This is a genomic window from Sulfuriferula nivalis (assembly GCF_009937995.1).
In the GTDB taxonomy this organism is placed as follows: Bacteria; Pseudomonadota; Gammaproteobacteria; order Burkholderiales; family Sulfuriferulaceae; genus Sulfuriferula; species Sulfuriferula nivalis.
Map to the genome: position 1 here is coordinate 2,452,942 of NZ_AP021881.1, position 22,889 is coordinate 2,475,830.

Here is a 22,889-nt window from a genome sequence, read left to right on the forward strand (position 1 = left end):
GCTGATCATTTCCATATCCGCTTACCCCATTCCTTGTCATTGAGATGTCGAGGATGTAGGGGCTCTTACAGCCGACTTTGCTTTGTGTTTTACCTTGGCACGTTTTGCAGCCTCCGCTTGCTCAACCTCTTCTAGGCAGGCAGGTTCGTCTGCGACGTTGTAGCACGGCCCTGGATGTTCAGGTTCGATGTACTTCTCAGGCTTTGCTGGACCGCGCCAGGGGCCTTTGTTTTCTTCCAGCTTGCCGTCACGATAAACAAACTGCATGCGCTTGGGCGAGTAAATGCCGAAGTACATTGCACCGTGATCAAACAGAACATAATTGTTGTCACCCCAGTCGAATTCGATACCGGTGTCTAACACGTTCGAGCGGCGAATCTCTTTGCCAGTGGCATCGATGATGATAATGTACTCGGTGCGAGATTGCTGGCTTGGATCCGCCTTATCCCGATAAATACTCAAGAACAGGCCAGGATTTTTGCCAGAAATTTCAAAAAATATCTCATTGTGAAGTACCCTCCGCTTTCCATCATATTGACGAATCACATAGAGTTCTTCGCCATTGACCACGATAGAGCCATTATCAACATTGACTATCCCCGCAGGCGTTTGAATGACGGCGAATGCGCCCGTTGTGGTGATAAAAAGTGCTATGAGTAAAAGTAGTCGTTTCATTTTTTCAGTTTTCCCGTGATTTTGAGAAGAGTTCCATCCTCTTCTTCATCGCCAAGTTGGTCTTGCTTATTACCAGGACAGGCGAAGGCACTCGGTATGATGGTGCGGTTCATAAAGTCTTCCAGCCACAAGCGATGCGCGTTGATCCAATCATTGGACGCCTTCTTGAGCCACTGTTTCGTTCCTTCCTTTCCTATCTGCGCCGTCAGCAACTTCTCCGCCCCATTCTGCTTGACGACCTTTTTGCCTTTCTTGTTGGTCACAACAACATCCTCTTCCGGAATGGTGTTCTGGATGAAATGCACGGCGTCAGCCAAGCCGAGGTGGTGACATAGGTACATAATGCGGGCTTTCTCGGTGTCGTTGAGGCCGTCGATAGCATAGCCTTTGGTGCGCAGTCCGTTCAAATTAGCCTTGGCGTAATCCATCGCAGTCATGATAGCAAACTCGGGTTCATAGCGCAGATCCAAGAGTTTTTGCAGGTTCTTGTCTGAAGCTGTCCTTGCGCCAGTGAGCAGCTTCTTGAGATTACGTTCCAGACCCGAGCCAGTGACATATGTTCCGTCCGCCTTCTTGAACCGCCACGCGCCCTTGTCGTCCTGACTTAACCAGCCTACCTGTTTGCACTTGTCATTGAGATATGTTCCGCTGCTTACGGCTACACCGATCCAGGATCCATCCAGAAACTGCGTCATTCCTGTCGCAGAGCTTTTCTTTGACTTCGAGTCGGCTTTCCACTTGCCGCTTTTTTCCTTCGATGCTTCGGCGTTCATTACCGCCGCCACGGCCTGCGGTACTACGCCAGTACGCTTTGCTGCCTGCTTTACCCAGTCCCGATATGGATTGTTCGAACCCAACTTGAGGTCATCCGTGTTAGGGCATTCACAACCGACCGAACAGGTAATCGGGTTGCCTGCCGTCGTCCGGGTTTCAAGTTTTTCGTGGGAGATTGTCGGTTTCAGTACACGTGGCGGCCTTTCTGGGGTGCCTTTATGCGTACGCAGTTTCGTCGTTGCTACGTGCATACCACTTTGCACACGGACTATCTGTTTGCCAGCCGAAGGCGCATAGGTCGCCACCTGTTTCTCTCCACCGCCGCGCGTGACATGCTTTTGCACATGGATGGCGATGGTTGCATCAGCAGCTTTGCAGCGCACTAACGGTGCACAACCGCTCGCATCGGTCGTACCGCCAACTTCGGTGTCGCCAGCGACCAATCGCACCACCAGCCCAGCTATTGGCCGTTCGATGCTATCGACGAAGCGCAGGATTGTTTCCGACCAGTTGTCGCTGTTTTCCTGCTCGGCTTGCGTTGTCTCTGGCTTCGGCATTTTTAGAATCTGACCAACGGCAATCTTATTAGTATCCGTTAGCTGATTGGTATGCGCGATTTCATCGACGCTGAAGCCATAATGATTGGCAATAGCGGATAACGTATCGCCCTTTTGGGCCGTATAGGTTTCAGGAATCATATTCCTACCTCCTGCAAATCGTCATCGTTGTCATACAACTGGTCGTCCAACGGAACTGGTGTGTTCTCATCTACAGATTCGGCGAGAACAGACCAACCAGACTCACCGAACCAGACCTCGACGGGTTGGTGGAAGCTTTCATCGGTATGCCGCTGGGTTTGACCGGACGCGTCCGTTTGCCCTTGCGCAAACACTTGACCATCGCTGACGATCTGATAAGGCACATTGCCTTGCAATTGGCCATCTAGACCAGAATGCAATTGCCATTGCAAGCTGCGTAACGCAGGCTCTACCTGCGGCAACTCCAAATCACCGTTCGGGAAACTCATACTGTTCGCATTGGCACTCCCCGCCCCCGCCAACTCCGTCAAACTCCCCTTAAACGCCATCACCCCAGGCCCGTGCACTTCGATGTTGCCGCCTTCAAGCTTAATATAGCCACCGCCTGTGGTGAGTAATACATGCTGTGGTGCGGCGATGGTGATGGTTTGCTCGGTGCTGGCAATGTAGACGTCTTTGCTGGCGTTGATATGGGTGTTGCCTGACTGGCTCTGGCTGCTGAGTTTGCCTTGGGCGGCGTGGAGCTTGATGCCGGTTTCCTGGTTGGGTTTGGTGCTGTCGGTGGCTGTGCCTTGTGTAAATAGCCGGATGCCGTCTTTGACTGCATGGTGCTGCTGTGCCTGGCTGCTGACGCTGATGTCTTGCTCTGCGGTCAGGTTGCTGGTGTTGCCGGCTGTTACGATTGCATTAGTAGCGGTGGCTGCAATGATGCCTGCGGGGCTGGAGAGTTGCAGGTGCGGTTCGCTGTAAGTGCTGATGTTGTTGCTGCCGTTATCCTGATTCTGCCTCTGGCTGGTCTGCTGGCTGATGACTTGCTGGCTATGATCCAGTTGTTTGATGGCGGTGAGTTTGTCGGCCGTTGGGTCATTGGCGCCTTTGGCCTGATGGGTATCGGCAGACTGGGCGAGTGCGGTGTTGAGTTCATGCTGGCGGATGATGATGGCTTGTGCGGGTCGGCTGTCCATTTGCATGCCGTTAACAGGTTGTTGGTCACTGCTGATGAGCAGGCCGCTGCCGGCTCTCACTGCGGCGCTGTGGCGGGTTTTGAGTTCTAGGCCAAAGCCTGTGGGGTTGAGGCGCTGGTTGTCGCTTTGGTGGGTGAGCTGGCCGAGGTTGAGTTCGGAGTCGCCTGTGTGCTGGGCTTCGTGTTGTTGCAGGCTGATGCGGCTCTGGTTGGCGGTGTCGTCAAATACGAGCTGGTTGTAGCCGCCGGTGCCGTCCTGGCTGTTGGCGAGTTGTTGGGTTTTGATACCAGACAGGGTGGCAGCGTGGTTGTGGCCTGCCTCGCTGCCGGTAAACCAGCTGGTTGCATTGGCTGTGGCAACACGGCTTCTGGCTGGGCCAAACTTAATAATCAAACTCCCGACATCCAATATATGAATGTTGATTATCTTGCGCGCCCCTAACAAATATCAAATTTGGAAAGGGATTATTTAAAGTAGGCTTTTCTGTTAAAACCACAGCGAGATAATTGAGTTCTGGGAAATATTTTGGAAGCGCCCCTGCTCCCAGACTTTTAATAACCACATCAGGCGGAGAATTCACGCGCACAAAAAACTCACTTCCACTATCACCCCAATATTGAATTTGGGAAACAGACATGCCCAACACCCCAACATGATGTTTAATCTCCCATTTCGCATCAGGCAACTCCTGTGGATGAGTATCAACATTGACTCCAAGACTCTTTATTTTTCTTAAAAAATGGGGGGTTTGCACACTTTCGAACCAAAATGTCTTATGGCAAAGTGCGCTGGCTTCTGTCCACTGTTCAAAACTTTGCCAATTCTGAACAGTAATTTTTCTGTCCGCAGGCAAAGATTGAAGATGTGCTGGCACAATGATGTAGCTAGCAATAAACACCTGCGCCTTAAAAGGCAAATACTCCTGAAACCAAATGACCACCACCATTAATGCAGCAACAAAAGCGCATGCTACAACTAAGAGATATTTTTTCATCACGCACAAACACTCATCATAGTAATCATTTCGGCGACTTGTGCTGCCTAGCTGCGGCTTCCATCAGACTTTTTTTGATGTACTGCTTGACGCTCTTATACGTTTTCAAAGCTGTCATGGATTCACGTTCATTATATTTATCCATGTCGTGCCCGCCGAGTTCAATATCGTCTATTTTCCATTGCCCATTTTCTTTAATCACAGTGAAAACTGTGAAATTGCCATACTCCTTGTAAGTAGCTACAGGAAGGTCGTATGTGGTGCGGATGGTAGCTTTATTACCTGCAATTTTGGGCTGCTCAATTTTTAGGTTAGTGAAGTCAGCTTGGGGTGGCCCATTATTTGGTGCCATTTGGCTGTCATTTTGACCTGTTCTAGGATCAAAAATAATCCCATCCCAATGAGTGTATGCTGGAGTGTTTTTACATACTTCCCCATAATAATTCATAAAATCAGTGGATAAATATCGTTCTGAAACCACGATCAACTTTCTATCTTGACTATCTTCACGATCTCGACACAGCAGCTCACCAACATCAGTTCTATACAAGCGCTGAATAACTTCCTTTACCGCTTGCTGATCATCTGCAAATGCCTGGAATCCGATAAACATAGTTAAAAATAAAATCAAACGTAGTGAATTTTTATCCCAGCTCATTATGCATATTCCTTAGTATAAAGATCGAATGTCTGTTTAAGTGCATCCATTGTGATTTGCTGCTGTTTGCCACCACCGGGAAGGAAGGCAAATAAATTCCAGAGCTTAGTTTCATTTATCGCCTGCTCCGGCTTACCTTCCATGATATAACCCAGTGCTGTTCTCCGTGGATATGAAGTACTGCTACTTTTACTCTGTAATAAGTAAATAGCTGCACGATCCTGATCTATTGGGGTAAAGTAACCTGACCAACCTGTTTCATCCTTTGCTTGAGTAAAAGTACCCCACTTAATTTGATAAGCTCCTGCTGGCTTATTTTCAACCCTATTAGAAGGATGCATCGACATATCAGAAAAACAAATATGCTGGTTATTTTCCCACTTCAGCGCTTTGTATGGATCAGCAAACCCTTTTGCTTCATGTTCACGAATAATCCTGAGAAACGCCTTCACCCTCGCCTCCGCCAAGGTGTCGGAATATTTACGATAGACGCCAATGACAGTATATTTCTGCACATCTGGGAAGCCATTTCGGGCAGGCCACACAAAGTCACTTATAAAGCCATGATAGGTTCGCACATCAATATGCCCTGCCTCATTTGGAGCTGCTGTTTTCTTATAGACGATCACATCTCCCGGTAGTACAAAGGTAATATCTGGCTGTTCGATAATCTGCTGACCTGCATGGATTTTCACCTTGGGCAAAGCCACTTCCTTAAAACCCGCTTTGATGAGTTCTGGCCCCATTTGTCTTGCAAGCTGTACACCGCTACCTATAGACTGGGTTGCTGGACCATAACCCGCATACCAAAGGCCAACCTTCACGTATTTTGCACACCATTTTGTAAACTGCTGGGGCTTTTTACCAACTGGCTCCACAAATGTCTTTTTACGCATCTTAACGATGATTTCATCACTGGTTATCGGAGCTAATACCCGATAATCCAGCGTGGCCTGATGCTCCATGAACGCAACCAGCGTGTTGAGTTTGGTCAAGGCATCCTGGGCTGGATGGGCTGCTTTGTCATTATGCATATTGTACCAGTTCGCTGCCCCGTCTATGACTGCGGCGACGGGGTGACCATCATCGTTACGGCTCTGCTGTATCGTGGGCTTGGTATCAGAATTTCCCGTTATGCTTGGCGTGTCGGCAGGTTGTTGATTGTGACTTTTGATCACCTTCTTTTTATGCTCGGCAGCACTGCCTGATTCGCCATTGTGGGCATAAGTAGTAAATTCAAAACGGGTTTTAGGGCTGGTTAGACAGGCATAGTTGTCTTCGCTTTCAATTTTGCCGATGGCGGCCAATTTGTAATTACCTATATCGTTTTGCACGTGTATCTCAAATACACTGCCCAACTTCAGATTTTCTATGGTCTTGATTCTGCCTTTTGCATCTGTTTTTCCGACAAAGACAACCACTTTTTTAATGATGACCTGAAAACGCAAACCAGATATTGGGTCACCATGCGGATCATTAATGATCAAATCCAGCGTACCCACACATGGCGCGGGAGTTGCGGGCTCAACGCTTGCCTCTTGGTCAGTTTGCTGATCCATTTCAGCGGGCATCGGCGTTGGCTGAGTATCTGCAACAGCGGGAGCACTTTCACCTTGATTGCCAATCTCGCTTGATGGCGAGTTGTCTGTGTTTACTGGGGCATCAATAGCGTCGGCAAAGTCCATATCGTTATCATTCATCTGCGTTTTACCTCAAAGGTCGTGCTTGCCATCCATGGCAAGCTTCCAATCACCAGTACCTACATACAGTACAATCTGCTCCTGCTTTTCTGTCATCACTCTCTGCGTGTCACCACTTTCATTCGTATGACCTTGTTGCAGGATGCATCCGTTCGCATCTCTAAATTCATAGGGTAATGAATCGACGGCTTGTCCACTTTCAGGGTGCATGCCAATAAAGTCGCTTAAATCCACTTGTTGGCTAAAAGCTTGTGCCATATTGAGAATGCCCGCTACCGGCATTGCGGGTATTCTTGGACTCCCACTCCCCGCCCCCGCCAACTCCGTCAAACTCCCCTGGTAATCCCCCCATTAATAACCGCAGTTAAAAGTAGAGGTTAAGCGGCCATAGCGAGTTTGTGTTTAGGCGGGATACCGCCAATCGCCGTGTTTGGTCGTTCGTTATTGTAAGTCCATAACCAAGCTGTCGCAAAGTTTTGCACTTCCTCGACGGTATCGAACAAGTAATGCGCCAACCAGTCATAGCGCACTGTGCGGTTATAGCGCTCGATATAAGCATTCTGCTGGGGGTTGCCTGGCTGAATGAAGTCAAGTTTGATACCCCGCTGTTCAGCCCATTCCTTAGTCATATTGCTGATGTACTCAGGGCCGTTGTCACATCGAATCACCTTGGGTACGCCACGCCATTCGATGATTTGTTCCAGTGACCGAATCACACGTTCTGACGGCAGCGAGAAATCCACATCAATACACAAACCTTCACGATTAAAGTCATCAATGACGTTGAATAGCCTGATACAGCGGCCATCCGCTAACTGGTCGTGCATGAAGTCCATTGACCAGACTTCGTTGATTTGTGTTGGTACGGCAAGCGCCTCTGGTTTCTCCCGTACCAGACGACGTCTGGGTTTGATGCGTAGGTTCAATTCCAGCTCGCGATATATTCTGTAAACCCGCTTGTGGTTCCAACGAAACTGTTTGGTATTACGCAGGTAAAAATAACACAAGCCAAACCCCCAGTTGCGTTGGTTGGTGGTCAAACGTATCAGCCAGTCGGCGATGAGGGCATTCTCTGACGACAGCTTAGCCTGATAGCGATAGCAGGTTTCGCTGATATTAAAGGCAGCGCAGGCAGTACTGATGCTGATTTGCCTAGTTTGCACTACCAACACAGCCATCTCGCGGCGCAGAGATGGCTTCACCACTTTTTTGCAAGCGCCTCTGAAACGATTTCGGCTTTGAGGCGTTCTTCAGCATACATCTTTTTAAGCCGACGGTTCTCGTCTTCCAGCTCTTTGAGCCTGGCCATCATGGAGGCATCCATGCCGCCAAATTTGGCGCGCCATTTGTAAAATGTCGCTGAACTCATGCCGTGCTCTCGGCATAGTGTAGGCACTGGCGTGCCTGCCTCCGCCAGCTTCAATATCTGCATAATCTGGTTGTCACTAAATCGGGTAGTCTTCATGTAAAAAATCCTCAAATCCTAATTAAGAAAATTCTACTTTTAAATGCACTTATTTGCTGGGGGGATTACCAATGCACTTATTTGCTGGGGGGATTACCCCCTTAAACGCCATCACCCCAGGCCCATGCACTTCAATATTGCCACCCTCAAGCTTGATGTAGCCACCGCCTGAGGTGAGTAATACATGCTGTGGTGCGGCGATGGTGATGGTTTGTTCGGTGCTGGCAATGTAGACGTCTTTGCTGGCGTTGATGTGTGTGTTGCCCGACTGGCTCTGGCTGCTGAGTTTGCCTTGCGCGGCATGTATGCTGATGCCTGTTTCCTGGTTGGGTTTGGCGCTGTCTGTTGCTGTTCCCTGGGTGAAGAGTCTGATGCCGTCTTTGACTGCATGGTGCTGCTGTGCCTGACTGCTGACGCTAATGTCTTGCTCTGCTGTTAAGTTGCTGGTGTTGCCTGCGGTCACGACTGCGTTGGTTGCAGTGGCAGCCAGGATGCCTGCGGGGCTGGAGAGTTGCAGGTGCGGTTCGCTGTAGGTGGCGATGTCGTTGCTGGTGCCTGTCGGTGTCTGCTGGCTGATGACTTGCTGGCTATGATCCAGTTGTTTGATGGCGGTGAGTTTGTCGGCCGTTGGGTCATTGGTACCTTTGGCCTGATGGGTGTCGGCAGACTGGGCGAGTGCGGTGTTGAGTTCATGCTGGCGGCTGATGATGGCTTGGGCGGGGCGGCTGTCCATTTGCATGCCGTTGACGGGTTGCTTGTCGCTGCTGATGAGTAGGCCGCTGCCGGCTCTGACTGCGGCGCTGTGGCGGGTTTTAAGTTCTATGCCGTAGCCGAGCGGGTTGAGGCGCTGGTTGTCGCTTTGGTGGGTGAGCTGGCCGAGGTTAAGTTCGGAGTCGCCTGTGTGCTGGGCTTCGTGTTGTTGCAGGCTAATGCGGCTCTGCTTGGCGGTGTCGTCAAATACGAGCTGGTTGTAACCGCCGGTGCCATCCTGGCTGTTTGCGAGTTGTTGGGTTTTGATACCAGACAGGGTGGCGGCGTGGTTGTGGCCGTCTTCGCTGCCGGTAAACCAGCTGGTTGCATTGGCTGTGGCGGTGGGGGCGGTGCCTGCGATCTGGTTGTGGGCGGCGTTGTCTTGCCCCTGGCCGTTGTAGAGGCTGGCGATGACGATGGGGCGGTCGATGTCGCCGTCTATAAAGTCTACTAGCACTTCCTGACCGACTCTGGGCAAATGTACGCTGCCCCAGTTGTCTCCCGCGGTGGGTGCGAGGCTGCTGCTGACGCGTACCCAGGTGCCGGTGGTGGCATCTCCCGGGGCGGTGGTGTGGTCGTCAGGGTAAGGGTGGCTCAAGCGGCTGTGGCTCTGGTCGCCGCGTTGCCAGTGGTACTGGATTTTGATGCGGTGGTCGCGGTCGGTGTGGATGGGGTCCGCCAAGTCACCATTTCCCTTGGCGCCGACGACGATAAATGAGGGCAAAGGTTACTTGGTTTTAGTCTAAAATTTTGTACTTACTAGGAGCAAGCGCAGGAACTGTTTCAATATCACAACCTGCATCCTTATCCCAAACGCGCGTACATTTCACGCCACTTTCGGTTGTGTCCGAAATCTTATAGTCGTAATACACCGAAAAATACTTTCCATTTTCTAATGTTTGATAATTGCGCCAAAGGAATTTATACAGCCCGTTGGTGAAAGTTTGGGTTGGTTCTTTACCGCCGCTTCTTCCTTCACCTTGTAGCAAAACCACTAAACGCTTAGACTGTTTATCGAAGCTGTAATAATAAAAAAGATTATCTTGCCCACCACGCCGTGCAACTGATGTACATTCTTCATAAAATAAAGTGAAATCTGGTGTATTTTTTAAAACTTCAATTGAATTATCAATATCACAGACCCCGCTTACCAAAAACATTGCCACATCATTCTGAATACCAATTTTTATAGCCACGCCATCCTTCTGGTGACCAATTACCCTGACTTTATGAGTACCTATACGATAACCAGTCGCCTTTTCGACTAACACATCCTCCCCCAACCCTGCCACGAGTACGCGTTGATGATCAGGCACTTTCTCTTGAGCTTTTGTCCATTGGATCAGATCAAGCGCTCGCTGACAGTCCATCTGGTCATAATTCTGACTATCCGTACACTCCACGGGTTCTTTGACTTTAGGAATTGCTGTCGTAGTGTCTGCAAAGGCAGGGAAGCTCATACCTAATATTAGGCCGATGATCAATGAGTAATAACTGTTTTTATACATAGATCGTTTTATCATTAGCAAATCTGTCCTGCCCCCTAGTAAATTCAGTATCAGTCCACAACTTTGTACTTACCAGGAATCAGTGGCGCTATATAATTAATAGTACAGCCTGCATCCTCATCTGAATAACGTATACATTTTAAATCCTGCTCCCGAGGCCCTGTAATTATGTAGTCGTTATATATTGAAAATTTAGCGCTACCGTTGTTGTAATTATTCCAAAGAAATTTATACAATCCTTTAGAGTAAGTTTGCGTGGGTTCTTTGGGTTGTCGATCCATATTTTGGAGTAGAACATCTAAGCGTTTATATCGTTTGTCGAAATTGTAATAGTAAAAAGAATTATCTCTCCCCCCACTCCGATTAGTAGCCTCACACTCCTCATTAAATAACATAAAATCCGGGGTGTTTTTTACCACTTCAAGAGAGTTGCCAATATCGCATACACCACTGATTGCAAAAATCTGCGACTTACCTGGAATGCCAATTTCAACGGCTACCGATGGTTTCTTACGCTCTCCATTAATTATTTTATGCAAACCAATGCGAAACCCTGTCGCTTTTTCAACCAAAAGATCTTGTCCCAATACAGCATACAAAGGTCGCTTATTATCAGGAAGTTTTTCATCATTCATAATCAGCTGAATTCGTTCAATTGCTCGCTGGCAGTCAGTTTGATCATAATTTTGATTATCCGTACATTCCACAGGTTCTTTGACATTAGCGGTTGGATGACTTGTGTCTGCGTACGCGGTAAGGCTCATACCTAACAATGAGCTAATGACCAACGACAAATAGCTTTTTTTAAACATAATTCTCTCAATTCTAGTTAAGGCGATTGATAAAAGGTTTCGGATCTATACGGCCTGCAAGATGACGTTCTGGAGGATCTTTTGGGCCGGCCTGAGCAGGGTATCTGTCTAAACGAACCTCGAAATGCAAGTGCGCCCCTTTGTTGATTGTCGTCATCTCCTCCGCATTTCCTGTATGCCCTGTAGTACCAATTACAGTGCCTTGATCAATATAAGTAGCATCTCTTACATCGTCATGCGTCACACTCATATCCGTCAAGTGCGCATAAAAAAAGTACACTTCTTTTACATTAGGTTTCTTTGCTAACACTGACTCACGTTGACGTTGCGGTAAATCTTGAATATCTACCATCAATGTAATGGTTTTCCCATAGCTCTTTTTGTTATCTATCGTATTAATTGCCACCACTTTGCAATTCGCCACCGCGTAAATTGGCGTACCAGGATCAGCTTTTAAATCTATTCCTTGGTGCGCATGAGGTTTGCCATATTTATCTTTCCGTACAATGCCAAATGTTGCACCTTTTGGGCTGGCAAGCACGGCTGTGCGTAAGCTGCAACTATCCAATGGATCATGCCAGCCCACTGCTGCACCTGCCTCGGAAGGGACGAGAGGAGCTGTTTGAACAGCTTTGACAGCAGGTTTAGTCGTCGCAGCCGCACCCAAAGCACTGGCAATATCAGCAGTCTTTTTAGGCTGTAAACCGTCAGACTTCACCATGAAATGCGCAACATTAATTTTTGTATCGATAAGGGTGTAGTAAAGCCAATAGGTGTATGCTGAGACGGGTTTATCGTTAAAACGAGCTATAAGTGCTTTAGCAGATTTATATCCAATTTGCGAACGCAAGTTGGTTTTAGCTGTTTTTTCCTCCAAGCCTCCCTCAATCACCGCCACAGCCCCACCAGCCCCCTCATGGTGTGCCATATACATCATCTTGGCGAGGTCTTCAGGTGCTAGCGCGGCTATATTCAAACCTTTTTTGGCGAGTTTTTCCAGATTTATTCTGCCGTAAAGCGCTGCGGTGTCTATCGAATACTCGGGATTAAATCGCCATTTCAATAGTTCGCTTTCTACGCTATCACTAATCTTTTGTTTGCTTTTGTCTTTGCCATCGCCTTTGATCTCATAAAGATAATATACACGGGAGTCCACAACGCCAATAAGTTTACCCAGTTTATTTTCCTGTTTGATGCGCTGATTCATCAACGAGCGCGGTTCAGCCACCATTTCCAGCCAGGTGCCGCGCACGAATTGGGTTAGTCCTGTGGCTTTCGTTTCCTTGTTAATGGATTTCTCATCCCAGGAACCATTGATTTTATTAGCTTCGGCATCGATCAGTGCAGCCAGTGCATGCGGAGCGAGATCATAGCGTTTTGCGCTGGCGAGTATGAGTTTACGATATTTCTCATTTGCAGGCGACAGAAGTAAGTTAGCCTCGGTAAATATCGGCGCGACGAAATGTGCGGGTATACCGCCTTCAATTCGGGTTTCCTTTATCATCGGCTTGGGCGCATCAACAGGCTTAGCGACTGGTTTAGGTGTTGCGCCTTGCGGCTGAATGTGAACGTTGGTATTGGCGCGCTTCACTTCGTTTTTGAGATCAACCTTGCTCTGCCGCTGTGCGCCCGGTTTGGCGTAATACGTGCCTTTTATCACCATCTGACGTGAGGTGACTGTCAGTGTTTTATGCCCTAGCGGCAGGGTTTTGTGATCTGCTATGGTAACCCACTGGCTATCTATTCCCTTGAATTCAATTTTAAAACCATGACTATGATCGTATATCAGTACATCTTTGACTGTGCCGTTTGAGTCAGCCTTGACTTCGTGGGTTTGATTGTCATAAGTCAGTTTCAGCGGAGCATTTTTGATGGGTTCAAAGTTGATGTTCTTGATATTAATGGTTAACACAGTGTCATGCTGCACAGTACTGGCAGGCAGCGCAATCACTTGACCGATATGCAATGTATGTAACGTTTTACCATGCAGATGATTTAATTTCGCCAAGGTGTTGATATCAACACCTGATTGATGACTAATACCCCATAAGGTATCACCACTTTTTACAGTATAGCTGGTTTGCTGTGTCATATTGCCGTCCCTCCAACGAGCTGTTCTTCTTCTCGACCGTTTTCCGAACTTTCACCTGGATCCTCTTCAAGATCACCGTCGTCAGCGGTCGCGGACTCGTTATCAGCAAAAACAGACGACCATTCAATACGTCCTGCAATACCAGCATATTGCGTGGCATTATCCAATTCATGCAGAGGGGCTACGCCCGAGCTATCCGTTGTGGCCTGATATAACCCCGTTTTATCCATTCGCGTAACCAAGGTGATGGCCATGCTATCCAACGCAGTCCCCTCCATCGACATCACAACTATCTGTTTCGCATGCTGATAATCTTGCGTCTTTGGTAACTCTGGCAACACGGGATTGGCACTCCCCGCCCCCGCCAACTCCGTCAAACTCCCCTTAAACGCCATCACCCCCGGCCCGTGTACTTCAATGTTGCCGCCTTCGAGTTTGATGTAGCCACCACCTGAGGTGAGTAATACATGCTGTGGTGCGGCGATGGTGATGGTTTGTTCGGTGCTGGCAATGTAGACGTCTTTGCTGGCGTTGATGTGTGTGTTGCCCGACTGGCTCTGGCTGCTGAGTTTGCCTTGCGCGGCATGTATGCTGATGCCTGTTTCCTGGTTGGGTTTGGCGCTGTCTGTTGCTGTTCCCTGGGTGAAGAGTCTGATGCCGTCTTTGACTGCATGGTGCTGCTGTGCCTGACTGCTGACGCTAATGTCTTGCTCTGCTGTTAAGTTGCTGGTGTTGCCTGCGGTCACGACTGCGTTGGTTGCAGTGGCAGCCAGGATGCCTGCGGGGCTGGAGAGTTGCAGGTGCGGTTCGCTGTAGGTGGCGATGTCGTTGCTGGTGCCTGTCGGTGTCTGCTGGCTGATGACTTGCTGGCTATGATCCAGTTGTTTGATGGCGGTGAGTTTGTCGGCCGTTGGGTCATTGGTACCTTTGGCCTGATGGGTATCGGCAGACTGGGCGAGTGCGGTGTTGAGTTCATGCTGGCGGCTGATGATGGCTTGGGCGGGGCGGCTGTCCATTTGCATACCGTTAACAGGTTGTTGGTCACTGCTGATGAGCAGGCCGCTGCCGGCTCTGACTGCTGCGCTGTGGCGGGTTTTGAGTTCTAGGCCAAAGCCTGTGGGGTTGAGGCGCTGGTTGTCACTTTGGTGGGTGAGCTGGCCGAGGTTGAGTTCGGAGTCGCCTGTGTGCTGGGCTTCGTGTTGTTGCAGGCTGAGGCGGCTCTGCTTGGCGGTGTCGTCAAATACGAGCTGGTTGTAACCGCCGGTGCCATCCTGGCTGTTTGCGAGTTGTTGGGTTTTGATACCAGACAGGGTGGCGGCGTGGTTGTGGCCGTCTTCGCTGCCGGTAAACCAGCTGGTTGCATTGGCTGTGGCGGTGGGGGCGGTGCCTGCGATCTGGTTGTGGGCGGCGTTGTCTTGCCCCTGGCCGTTGTAGAGGCTGGCGATGACGATGGGGCGGTCGATGTCGCCGTCTATAAAGTCTACTAGCACTTCCTGACCGACTCTGGGCAAATGTACGCTGCCCCAGTTGTCTCCCGCGGTGGGTGCGAGGCTGCTGCTGACGCGTACCCAGGTGCCGGTGGTGGCGTCTCCCGGGGCGGCGGTGTGGTCGTCAGCATAGGGGTGGCTCAAGCGGCTATGGCTGAGGTCGCCGCGTTGCCAGTGGTACTGGATTTTGATGCGGTGGTCGCGGTCGGTGTGGATGGGGTCGTCATTACCGACGACGATGGCGGTTTGCTGGCCGCTCACTGTCGGTTTGGGGTGCAGGCGTTTGCCATGACCGTCTTCGGTCTGGGGACGATAGGTGGTCGTGTCAGGGATGAGGGTCAGGGTGTTACGGTAGCGTGTTTGTTCGCTGTTGTTGCCGCTGTCATGCCGTTGGTGGGCGATGAGGTTGTTGTGCGCCTGATGGGTGACACGCGTAATGAGGAAGGTGGTGGTGGCCTCATGGTCGTTGGTGTCGATGTTGGCATAGGCCGGATGGTCTGTCAGGGTAATGGTGCTGCCGGGTGTGGCGGTGCGGACTGTGCCTGCGGCGGTAATGTCGTGACGACGGGTGTGGATGGCGTCCATGGCAATACGGGCATAGCGTTCGCCTTCAGCGCTGTCGTGATAGGCGTATTGGCCGGGGCTATCCTGTTGGGTGAGGGTGTAGCCCAGGTGTTGCTGGTTGCTGTTGGCGCTGGGACTGTTGTCCTGATATTGGCTCTGGTGGATCTGGTTGGCGCGGTAGTCCCAGGTGACGGTCTCGACCCGATGGGGTGCTGCGCGATAGTGTTCGTGCCAGCTGTCTATGCTGTCCTCTGGCAAGACAGTACCTGATTGGGTGTAACGTACGCTGGCTTGGGGATTCTCGGTAAAGGCGCTGTTGTGGTCAGCGATGACCAGGGTGTGGCTGCCCAGCTGCGGGCTGCTGGTATCGCCCTCATGGGTGAACCAGTAATACAGACCTTCTTTGCTCATCAGGCGGTTGATAAAGTCGAGGTCGGTCTCGTTGTATTGGGTGGTAAGCGAGCGCTTGGTATAAATACTGGGGTCTATCAGGTCGAATTTCCAGGCTGGGATATAAGCGCCCTCGCCCGCGCCGTCTTTAAGTACGGCGTTGATGATGTCGATGACGCTCATGTCCTGATAGATAGTGCTGTCACGGCGGTGACGCAACAGGCTTAACCAGGGTTCTATGGTGAGTTTGTAACGCGTCAGACCGCCATCACTGGCGATGCGTTCGAAACGGGTGATATAGCCATGAAATGGGCGCAGCTCGGTACGCGACTGGGCGGTTAGCAACTCCAGTAATACGGGCTGGCCGAGTGCTGGTGTCAGTGGAATATCGGACTGATAACTCAGTGCGGTGATTTCCAGACGATAGCCTGTGATAGCTACTTGCGCACTGTCAGCCTGCGTGCCTAGCACTTCGCTACCTATCAAGGTTTCAGGGATGAGCGTATCAGGACCATAATGCGCGTCCAGTGGGGTGTGCAAGCGGAGCAAGCGGTCGGTTTGTCTGCCTGAAACCAATTCAGCGACAAGGCTGGCAAGCTCAGGCAGGCTTTGCGTGGCAAGCGCTAGCGCATCCATGTTCAAACCCCACTCATTTGATATTTGAATTGTCCTGATTTGAGGCTGCTGACTTTGATGCGGTCTATCTGCTTACCTTCAGCCATGTGCGTGAGTAAATGCTGCGCCAATTCGGGCAACAGGCTGCCGTTGAGTATGCTATCCACATTGCGCGCACCTGAATCAACTTCGGTGCAGCGGTTAAGCACGGTGTCGATCACACTTTCGCTGTAATCCAGCCTGATCTGATGCTGAGTGGCGATGCGATCAACCACACGTTGCAGCTTGAGGCGGATGATTTCAGCCAGATCAATGTCATCAATAGGGTAGAACGGTATCACCTGCAAACGTCCGAGAAATGCAGGTTTGAACACTTTTACCAGTTGCGGACGTATAAGATTATCCAGCTCATCCACTGAGGGCAACTCTTTGGCTGTTTTATTGAGACAGGCTTGCATCAGGCTGGATGCACCCACATTACTGGTAAGGATGATGAAAGTATTACGGAAGTCGATTTCACGACCTTCGGCATCTTCCATGCGACCTTTGTCAAACACCTGGAAGAACAGTTCCAGTACATCGGGATGGGCTTTTTCTGCTTCATCGAGCAACACCACGCTGTAAGGATTGCGGCGCACAGCTTCAGTGAGGATACCGCCCGTGCCATAACCGACGTAACCTGGTGGCGAACCTTTAAGACCGGAGACGCTATGTGCTTCCTGGTATTCACTGAGGTTGATGGTGATGAGTTTATGTTCGCCACCATACAATGCGTCAGCCAGTGCCAGCGCGGTCTCGGTTTTACCCACACCCGATGTCCCTGCAAACAGGAATACACCTTGCGGCTTATTAGGGTCGTCCAATCCTGCGCGCGAGGTGCGTATGCGTTGCGCGAGCGTGGCGATGGCGTGACGCTGGCCGATGATGCGTTTATGCAAACGCGCTGGCAAATCCAGCACTTGTTGCAGATCGTCTTTGAGCATGTTGCCCAGTGGTATGCCCGTCCAGCTGGAAATAACCTGGGCAACGGTATGACCATCGACTTGCACGGCGGTGAGAGGAATTTCACCTTGCAGTTGTTGCAGCTGCTGAGTCAAAGCGGCTAGTTCACTTTGCTGTTGTGCTGTTGGTGCATGTTCGCCAGTTTCAAGCTGGCCACGCAATGCTTGTATTTGTTGTGACAATGCACGTTCTTCATGCCAGCGCTGAGCCAATGCAGCCTGTTCGGCAAGCAGGCTGTCACGTTGTGCAATACAAGCATCCAGCCGTACCTGATGCTGACCACTGGTGCGAGTTTCACGACTGAGCTGGCTGATTTCTGCTGCAAGATGCTCCAGTCGTTTGGTAACGGTTTCCAGCGGCGCGGGAGTAGCATTCTGCGCCAGTGCGACTTTGGCACAAGCGGTGTCGAGTACGCTGATGGCTTTGTCTGGCAGCTGACGACCGCTGATGTAACGATGCGACAGACGCACAGCATCAATAATGGCCTGATCCTGTATGCGCACGTTGAAGTGTTGTTCCATATGCGGCAACATACCGCGCAGCATGGCGCAAGCAGTGGCTTCGTCCGGCTCTTCTATCTTGACGACCTGAAAGCGACGCGCGAGGGCGGCATCTTTCTCAAAGTAAGTCTTATATTCGCTCCAGGTCGTAGCCGCGATAGTACGCAACTCACCCCTCGCCAAGGCAGGCTTGAGCAAGTTGGCCGCATCGTTCTGCCCCGCTTGCCCACCTGCGCCTATCAGCGTATGGGCTTCGTCGATAAACAGAATGATAGGGCGCGGGCTTTTCTTGACTTCGTCGATGACCGACTTAAGGCGATTTTCAAATTCGCCTTTTACGGATGCGCCTGCCTGTAGCAGCCCCATGTCTAATGTGTGCAGCTCAACGTTGTCCAGCACTTCAGGTACGTCATGCGCCGCTATGCGTAATGCAAGCCCTTCTACTACTGCAGTTTTACCTACCCCTGGCTCGCCAGTAAGTATAGGGTTGTTCTGCCTGCGCCGTAGCAGGATATCAATAGCCTGACGGATTTCAGCATCGCGCCCGATAACCGGATCAAGCTTGCCTTCGCGTGCGCGCTGGGTGAGGTTGGTGGTGTATTGGTCGAGCGCTGGGGTTTTTCCTGCTGCGGGTTGAGATACGATCTCGGCATCAGCACTTGCAGCAGTATCATTTACGGTGGTTTCTTGTGAACCCGTGGTCAACGCGGGTAAATCATGCTTGAGCGCATCCAGCGCGATACGACTAAATAGCTTGGAGCTACGCCATGCCAGTTGTTGTAAATCAGGTGCTGTCAGCAGTGCCAATAGCAACTGACCACTACGTACACTCGCGCTAGCATTATCCAGTGACGCTATGAGCCAGGCGTGCTCAAACAGTTTGGACAGGTTAGGCGAAAACACGGGTGTACGGCTGTTGCCGCTCTGGAACTGTTCGGTTTCTGCCTGCAGGTCTGCGGCAAGCTGGCGCGGGTCTATGTTGTTGCGGCGCAGGATCAGGCTGATATCACTTTTATCCTGTTCCAGCAAAGCCAGAAATAAATGCTCAATATCGACTTCATAATGCCCGCGACTGATACATATATTGGCTGCCCGTTCGGTTGCTAAACGGCACGTGTCGTTAAGTTTGGTGATCAGCGTTTTAAGATTGATGCTCATATTGTTATCCCCTGTATTTTTAATTATTCACCGCTAATCGCCTGTTTCAGGCTATGGCGTTAATGATGTAGTTAATGTCGCGTCTATCTTCGGTTGCGGGCTGACTGACCAGAAAAGTATCCCAGCCTAATCGCCCATTACCCGCCGAGCTCCCCAAGCTACTCCCCTGCACATGCTCAGCGGCCAGTATCAACTGGATTTCATACTCGAATTCATGATGTGTCAGCAACATAAGCAGCTTATCCAGTGCACGCGCTGATTGCCATTCTGGCAAAAATCGTTCGAACTGCGCTTTATCCAAGGCTCCGATTACCAGCCTTATACGCAAATCTCGTTGCCATACTCTTGCACCTGACATAGCGGTGACACCTAGCACTGCGTTATTGCTGCCCAGACTGGTCTGCTGGGTAGCTGGCACGGCATACCAGCTGCCTGTGAATAGTTCGACTTCAACCGGTACGGCAAAATATGACGTCAGAGTCCGTTGCAGCACCGCAGCTGAAACAGGTCGATGCCGCATTGCGCCTGCAAAATGGGCGATGCTGGCATCCAATACACCCTCTTCCTCTTGTTGCAGACGTGCTTGTAAATCGGCATGTCCCAAACCAGATAACGACAGCAGCAGAGGTAAAAACTTGTCTTTTCCTTGACGCTCGTAGCCTAACGCCAATCGATACTTGCACCACGATTGATAAAACAGACTGACAACTCGGCTGGAGAACACATCGAGAAATGCACGGGGCGCATCGTCACGGTTATACATCGCGTGCGCAGCAATTTGCTCTGTGTAATGATTAGGCAGGCTGCCATTTCCACCCAGAAATCCCATAAATGCGGGCGTGATGGTAATGGTTTGCACGTCTTGCACACCAGGCTGTTCGGTGACAGCCGCATCGTCATCAACAGGCTGATAAGTCAGATGCAACGCCTCAATCTGGCTGGCAGGAAATTGCAATGACAAGCTGTTACGGAAACGGATGTAATCATTCAGCGTTTTGTCCGTTGCTACGCCATTCTGTTTCAACCAGTTCTCAAGCAGGCGCACCGCCTGGAAAAATTCGAAGCGGTGAGGCGCGGCTTTGAGCTGATCAATTACAGCAGGCTTAAATCGCCGCTTCTCGGTTTGCATCGTAATAATTCTTCATTGGTACGTTTTGATAGGATAACCAGCTGAACAAAGCTGTTGGCATGAGCATATAGACCCAGAAACTGCTCGAGTACACGTGCGAAACCATAGATGCCGCTACCAACGAAACTCTCTTCATCAATAGTGACTTGCACTTCAACACCACGCACCAGACAGGCAAAAGGATTGCCAGGCAACCAGGCTGTCGTTGGCTTGCTGTTCATTGCCACAATGCCACCCAGCTGGCGACGGGAAATAGGGCTGCGTGGCAAGTCATACAAAGTCAATGTTTCACGAAACGCATCGATTCCCCCCTGACTCAGCGACAAGTGGTTAAGCGATAACTGGGAGATTAACCGCCAATGCGCACCATGGCCGCGTTCGAAACGGTAAGGGTCGGTCGGTTTACGCAGAAAGCTGATATTGCGTACAACGGAACCGCCTTCAAGGAAAAGGTCACCGCCTGGCAACCCATAACTTAACTGCGCGGGTAAATCACGATTGGAGCAGGTAAGCGCCAGACTCAGCGTATCGGTTTCAATGTCAGCAGGGTTAAAATCGATGTCCACTATGGATATTTCTGTCTCATAGCCAGGGCTTTTAATCGCAGTTATATCATCGCGTCGTTGCACCCAGTAATGGCCATCGCGCTCTGCTGTTTCACCGTGACGTAATCCATAAAAAGGACGAAACTCGGTAATCGATTCACCTTGCGGGGTCTGCCTGACCATGCGCACATTGTCGATAGAGTAAACTTCATAAGCATAGGCGCGCCGCGCATCTGCCAGCACAGGATAGGCACTGGTAGTGTGCGTCAGGCGTATGGGCTCACCGCGTTGTTCGAACAAATTCACCACTGGCGTACATCCCAACAGCAATTTTTCTGTTGAGAGCGTACCCAATATGCGCGACAAACTGGAGTCTGCTCTAACATCAGACAGGACCAGATGCAGACTAAACGCATTGCAGCCTTGCGGTAACAATTTGGCTATAGCAGCCAGATCAATTTCAAAAAAATTGAATTTATCCGGAAAAGCAAAATACTCGGTCAGAATTCGGTAAGCGGTGTGCGACTGCGCGGGGAAAGGAATCAGCGCTTCATCATCTGCAAAGCCCACCAATTTAAGCGGTATATTATCCAGCGCCACCCAGCGCCCAGTTCGTGGGATTTCTATATAGGCGCGGATAGTGCGCATGAATAAAGCATCACGAAAAGCTGCACAAAAAGAGGGTTCGCCATGCATGAACACACGCAGCGACTGCAATTTTAATTGCGCAAAATTAATTTGTTCGAAAGCGGTTTCAACGCGAATGCTGATAGCCGAACTGGCATTGGCTGGCAACACTACCGTATCAGGCGCTTCAACAATGGGATCAAACTGTGCCTGAGTCAGACGTACCGGGGCAATCGCCACATCATAGGCAGTCCGGAACTTGCATGCCAAACCATTTACTGGTCGCGTGTTTAATTCGGTGCCTCGTTTGAGTATGTTTACACTGGTTAATTGCGCAGCCGCAGCGGTGTAATCCAGATGCGCAATGGAACATGAAGGAAATGGACGCAAATAATGCGGGTACATCACTTCAAATAGCGCTTCGGTAAACTCCGGATAATCATCATCCAGCCGACGTGATACGCGTGCGGTTAGTAACGCAAACGACTGTATCATGCGCTCGATGTGAGGATCTTCTGACACTTCACCAGACATCTGTAACTGGCTGGCTATTTTAGGATAGCGTTCGGCAAACTCGCGTGAATAACGCCGAATAAAACTCAACTCTTGTTCATAATAGGGGAGCAAGTCGTCCATCATTACTCCTTAAGTGCGTGCATGACGACGTGCTTTGGTGATCGTGTACTGCAAACTGGACGGTTGTAATACTGCATCAAAATTAACGGGTTCTTGTTCCATTTTCAAAACCAGCAAGGCAGCGATAGCAAAATTCAAACGATTGGTAGAGCCATCCTCCAGCTCTAATGATGCGCGCACATTGCGTAATCGCGGTTCATGACGAAGTATGGTTTGCTCTAATGATCGGCAAATATAATTTCTATCATTAGCACTCGACAAACTAAGCCCTGCAAAATCATTTAATCCATAGGTGACGATAGATTTACTACACTCCGGGTAATGACTTAACGTTGTTTCTGACATCACCGAGCGTGTATTGAGTAATGACTCAAGATCCTTGGCAACGACGTCTTTCATCTCTTCGAGACTTAAACGAGTCACTACGCTGTTCGATGTACCTGTACTTCCAGCCATCAATTTGTCAAACAAACCTAGCGTGTAACCCTTCATCATTAGCAATCCAATTAAGCCCTACAAAATAAAGAACCGCAGACTAGCTGCGGTTCCAAGGCATACCAACAGTTTATACAGTTTTGTTGGTAGAAAGATCCCAGCCGCCAGCTGTGTTACCACCTGCGCCGCCATTAACTTTCTGTTGCAGATATTTCCATTTAACTTGTGAATATTTCAAGCTCACAGTTTCATGAAGAATATCGCCGCCGTTTACTTCAGGTGCTACTCCACTCACCAAAACATTCAACAACTCAATTTCAAAATATTTAACGCGATCGCCATTGCTGTCAGCGCGTAAAAATTCGAATTTTGCTTTAGGGAAAGTTTTACCTGATGAGCAGTTTTGCAACAACAATGGTGTAGACAAATCAGCCAATTTTGTCAGCACGATATCTTTATGCTCACAACGCTCTGCTGTGTGACCACCACCTGTTGATGCGGTTGCTGACTTAGGCTGCAATACTTCCCAAGTTACTGATTTGCATTCAATCCAGTCTTTATGTGAACTGTCTGTTGACTCACCTTTGATGGTGTCAATTTGTAAATAAACATCTATTGCCATTATTCAAAAACCCCCTAATGTGTGATTA

18 protein-coding genes are annotated in these 22,889 nt (G+C 49.9%); all 18 read right to left on the minus strand.

The genetic code is table 11. The features are described from left to right. Positions 1–36 precede the first annotated feature (36 nt). A complete protein-coding gene (locus tag SFSGTM_RS12080) occupies positions 37–675 on the minus strand; it encodes a hypothetical protein (protein ID WP_162085378.1) in 639 nt (212 codons plus the stop codon). Continuing rightward, positions 672–2,147 carry a LysM peptidoglycan-binding domain-containing protein gene (locus SFSGTM_RS12085; RefSeq protein ID WP_162085379.1) on the minus strand — a complete coding sequence of 492 codons (1,476 nt, stop codon included), beginning with the start codon at positions 2,145–2,147 and terminating at the stop codon, positions 672–674. The genes SFSGTM_RS12080 and SFSGTM_RS12085 overlap by 4 nt, the downstream gene beginning before the upstream one ends. Next, positions 2,144–3,565 (minus strand): type VI secretion system Vgr family protein, encoded by a 1,422-nt coding sequence (locus tag SFSGTM_RS12090; protein WP_162085380.1) that lies wholly within the window; start codon positions 3,563–3,565, stop codon positions 2,144–2,146. The genes SFSGTM_RS12085 and SFSGTM_RS12090 overlap by 4 nt, the downstream gene beginning before the upstream one ends. Beyond that, positions 3,555–4,169 carry a hypothetical protein gene (locus tag SFSGTM_RS12095; RefSeq protein ID WP_162085381.1) on the minus strand — a complete coding sequence of 205 codons (615 nt, stop codon included), beginning with the start codon at positions 4,167–4,169 and terminating at the stop codon, positions 3,555–3,557. The genes SFSGTM_RS12090 and SFSGTM_RS12095 overlap by 11 nt, the downstream gene beginning before the upstream one ends. Positions 4,170–4,191: 22 nt before the next feature. Then, a complete protein-coding gene (locus SFSGTM_RS12100; RefSeq protein WP_162085382.1) occupies positions 4,192–4,824 on the minus strand; it encodes a hypothetical protein in 633 nt (210 codons plus the stop codon). Then, positions 4,824–6,524 (minus strand): lysozyme family protein, encoded by a 1,701-nt coding sequence (locus tag SFSGTM_RS12105; protein ID WP_162085383.1) that lies wholly within the window; start codon positions 6,522–6,524, stop codon positions 4,824–4,826. Before SFSGTM_RS12105 ends, SFSGTM_RS12100 begins: the two co-directional genes overlap by 1 nt. A gap of 12 nt (positions 6,525–6,536) precedes the next feature. Beyond that, positions 6,537–6,806 carry a hypothetical protein gene (locus SFSGTM_RS12110; protein WP_162085384.1) on the minus strand — a complete coding sequence of 90 codons (270 nt, stop codon included), beginning with the start codon at positions 6,804–6,806 and terminating at the stop codon, positions 6,537–6,539. 95 nt (positions 6,807–6,901) lie between these two features. Beyond that, a protein-coding gene (locus SFSGTM_RS12115; RefSeq protein ID WP_162083368.1) for an IS3 family transposase occupies positions 6,902–7,989 on the minus strand; the annotation gives its coding sequence in 2 pieces (ribosomal slippage) (positions 6,902–7,737 and positions 7,737–7,989; 1,089 coding nt in all). Positions 7,990–8,038: 49 nt separating this feature from the next. Beyond that, positions 8,039–9,421: a type VI secretion system Vgr family protein gene (locus SFSGTM_RS12120; RefSeq protein WP_162085385.1), complete on the minus strand. Its 1,383-nt coding sequence runs from the start codon at positions 9,419–9,421 to the stop codon at positions 8,039–8,041. Positions 9,422–9,476: 55 nt separating this feature from the next. Then, entirely contained in the window at positions 9,477–10,262 is a 786-nt protein-coding gene (locus SFSGTM_RS12125) for a hypothetical protein (RefSeq protein ID WP_162085386.1), read from the minus strand. Between the two features lie 35 nt (positions 10,263–10,297). Beyond that, a complete protein-coding gene (locus SFSGTM_RS12130; RefSeq protein ID WP_162085387.1) occupies positions 10,298–11,059 on the minus strand; it encodes a hypothetical protein in 762 nt (253 codons plus the stop codon). 13 nt (positions 11,060–11,072) lie between these two features. Beyond that, positions 11,073–13,151 carry a LysM peptidoglycan-binding domain-containing M23 family metallopeptidase gene (locus SFSGTM_RS12135; protein WP_162085388.1) on the minus strand — a complete coding sequence of 693 codons (2,079 nt, stop codon included), beginning with the start codon at positions 13,149–13,151 and terminating at the stop codon, positions 11,073–11,075. After that, positions 13,148–16,228 carry a type VI secretion system Vgr family protein gene (locus SFSGTM_RS12140; protein ID WP_162085389.1) on the minus strand — a complete coding sequence of 1,027 codons (3,081 nt, stop codon included), beginning with the start codon at positions 16,226–16,228 and terminating at the stop codon, positions 13,148–13,150. Before SFSGTM_RS12140 ends, SFSGTM_RS12135 begins: the two co-directional genes overlap by 4 nt. A gap of 2 nt (positions 16,229–16,230) precedes the next feature. Next, on the minus strand, positions 16,231–18,867 hold the full coding sequence (gene tssH, locus SFSGTM_RS12145) for a type VI secretion system ATPase TssH (RefSeq protein ID WP_162085390.1): 2,637 nt from the start codon (positions 18,865–18,867) through the stop codon (positions 16,231–16,233). A 46-nt stretch (positions 18,868–18,913) separates the two neighbouring features. Then, a complete protein-coding gene (gene tssG, locus SFSGTM_RS12150) occupies positions 18,914–19,996 on the minus strand; it encodes a type VI secretion system baseplate subunit TssG (RefSeq protein WP_162085391.1) in 1,083 nt (360 codons plus the stop codon). Further along, complete coding sequence (gene tssF / locus SFSGTM_RS12155; protein WP_198420556.1) at positions 19,960–21,807, minus strand: type VI secretion system baseplate subunit TssF; 1,848 nt, start codon at positions 21,805–21,807, stop codon at positions 19,960–19,962. The genes tssG and tssF overlap by 37 nt, the downstream gene beginning before the upstream one ends. A 6-nt stretch (positions 21,808–21,813) precedes the next feature. Beyond that, positions 21,814–22,299: a type VI secretion system baseplate subunit TssE gene (gene tssE, locus SFSGTM_RS12160; protein ID WP_232525973.1), complete on the minus strand. Its 486-nt coding sequence runs from the start codon at positions 22,297–22,299 to the stop codon at positions 21,814–21,816. Positions 22,300–22,369: 70 nt separating this feature from the next. Beyond that, positions 22,370–22,861: an Hcp family type VI secretion system effector gene (locus SFSGTM_RS12165; protein ID WP_162085392.1), complete on the minus strand. Its 492-nt coding sequence runs from the start codon at positions 22,859–22,861 to the stop codon at positions 22,370–22,372. Positions 22,862–22,889 lie beyond the last annotated feature (28 nt).

Bases quoted from the DNA above. Each gene is read 5' to 3' on its own strand.
- SFSGTM_RS12080 (WP_162085378.1), bottom strand. From the start codon at position 675: ATGAAACGACTACTTTTACTCATAGCACTTTTTATCACCACAACGGGC.
- SFSGTM_RS12085 (WP_162085379.1), bottom strand. From the start codon at position 2,147: ATGATTCCTGAAACCTATACGGCCCAAAAGGGCGATACGTTATCCGCT.
- SFSGTM_RS12100 (WP_162085382.1), bottom strand. From the start codon at position 4,824: ATGAGCTGGGATAAAAATTCACTACGTTTGATTTTATTTTTAACTATG.
- SFSGTM_RS12105 (WP_162085383.1), bottom strand. From the start codon at position 6,524: ATGAATGATAACGATATGGACTTTGCCGACGCTATTGATGCCCCAGTA.
- SFSGTM_RS12110 (WP_162085384.1), bottom strand. From the start codon at position 6,806: ATGCCGGTAGCGGGCATTCTCAATATGGCACAAGCTTTTAGCCAACAA.
- SFSGTM_RS12125 (WP_162085386.1), bottom strand. From the start codon at position 10,262: ATGATAAAACGATCTATGTATAAAAACAGTTATTACTCATTGATCATC.
- SFSGTM_RS12130 (WP_162085387.1), bottom strand. From the start codon at position 11,059: ATGTTTAAAAAAAGCTATTTGTCGTTGGTCATTAGCTCATTGTTAGGT.
- SFSGTM_RS12135 (WP_162085388.1), bottom strand. From the start codon at position 13,151: ATGACACAGCAAACCAGCTATACTGTAAAAAGTGGTGATACCTTATGG.
- SFSGTM_RS12140 (WP_162085389.1), bottom strand. From the start codon at position 16,228: ATGGATGCGCTAGCGCTTGCCACGCAAAGCCTGCCTGAGCTTGCCAGC.
- tssH (WP_162085390.1), bottom strand. From the start codon at position 18,867: ATGAGCATCAATCTTAAAACGCTGATCACCAAACTTAACGACACGTGC.
- tssG (WP_162085391.1), bottom strand. From the start codon at position 19,996: ATGCAAACCGAGAAGCGGCGATTTAAGCCTGCTGTAATTGATCAGCTC.
- tssF (WP_198420556.1), bottom strand. From the start codon at position 21,807: ATGATGGACGACTTGCTCCCCTATTATGAACAAGAGTTGAGTTTTATT.
- tssE (WP_232525973.1), bottom strand. From the start codon at position 22,299: ATGATGAAGGGTTACACGCTAGGTTTGTTTGACAAATTGATGGCTGGA.
- SFSGTM_RS12165 (WP_162085392.1), bottom strand. From the start codon at position 22,861: ATGGCAATAGATGTTTATTTACAAATTGACACCATCAAAGGTGAGTCA.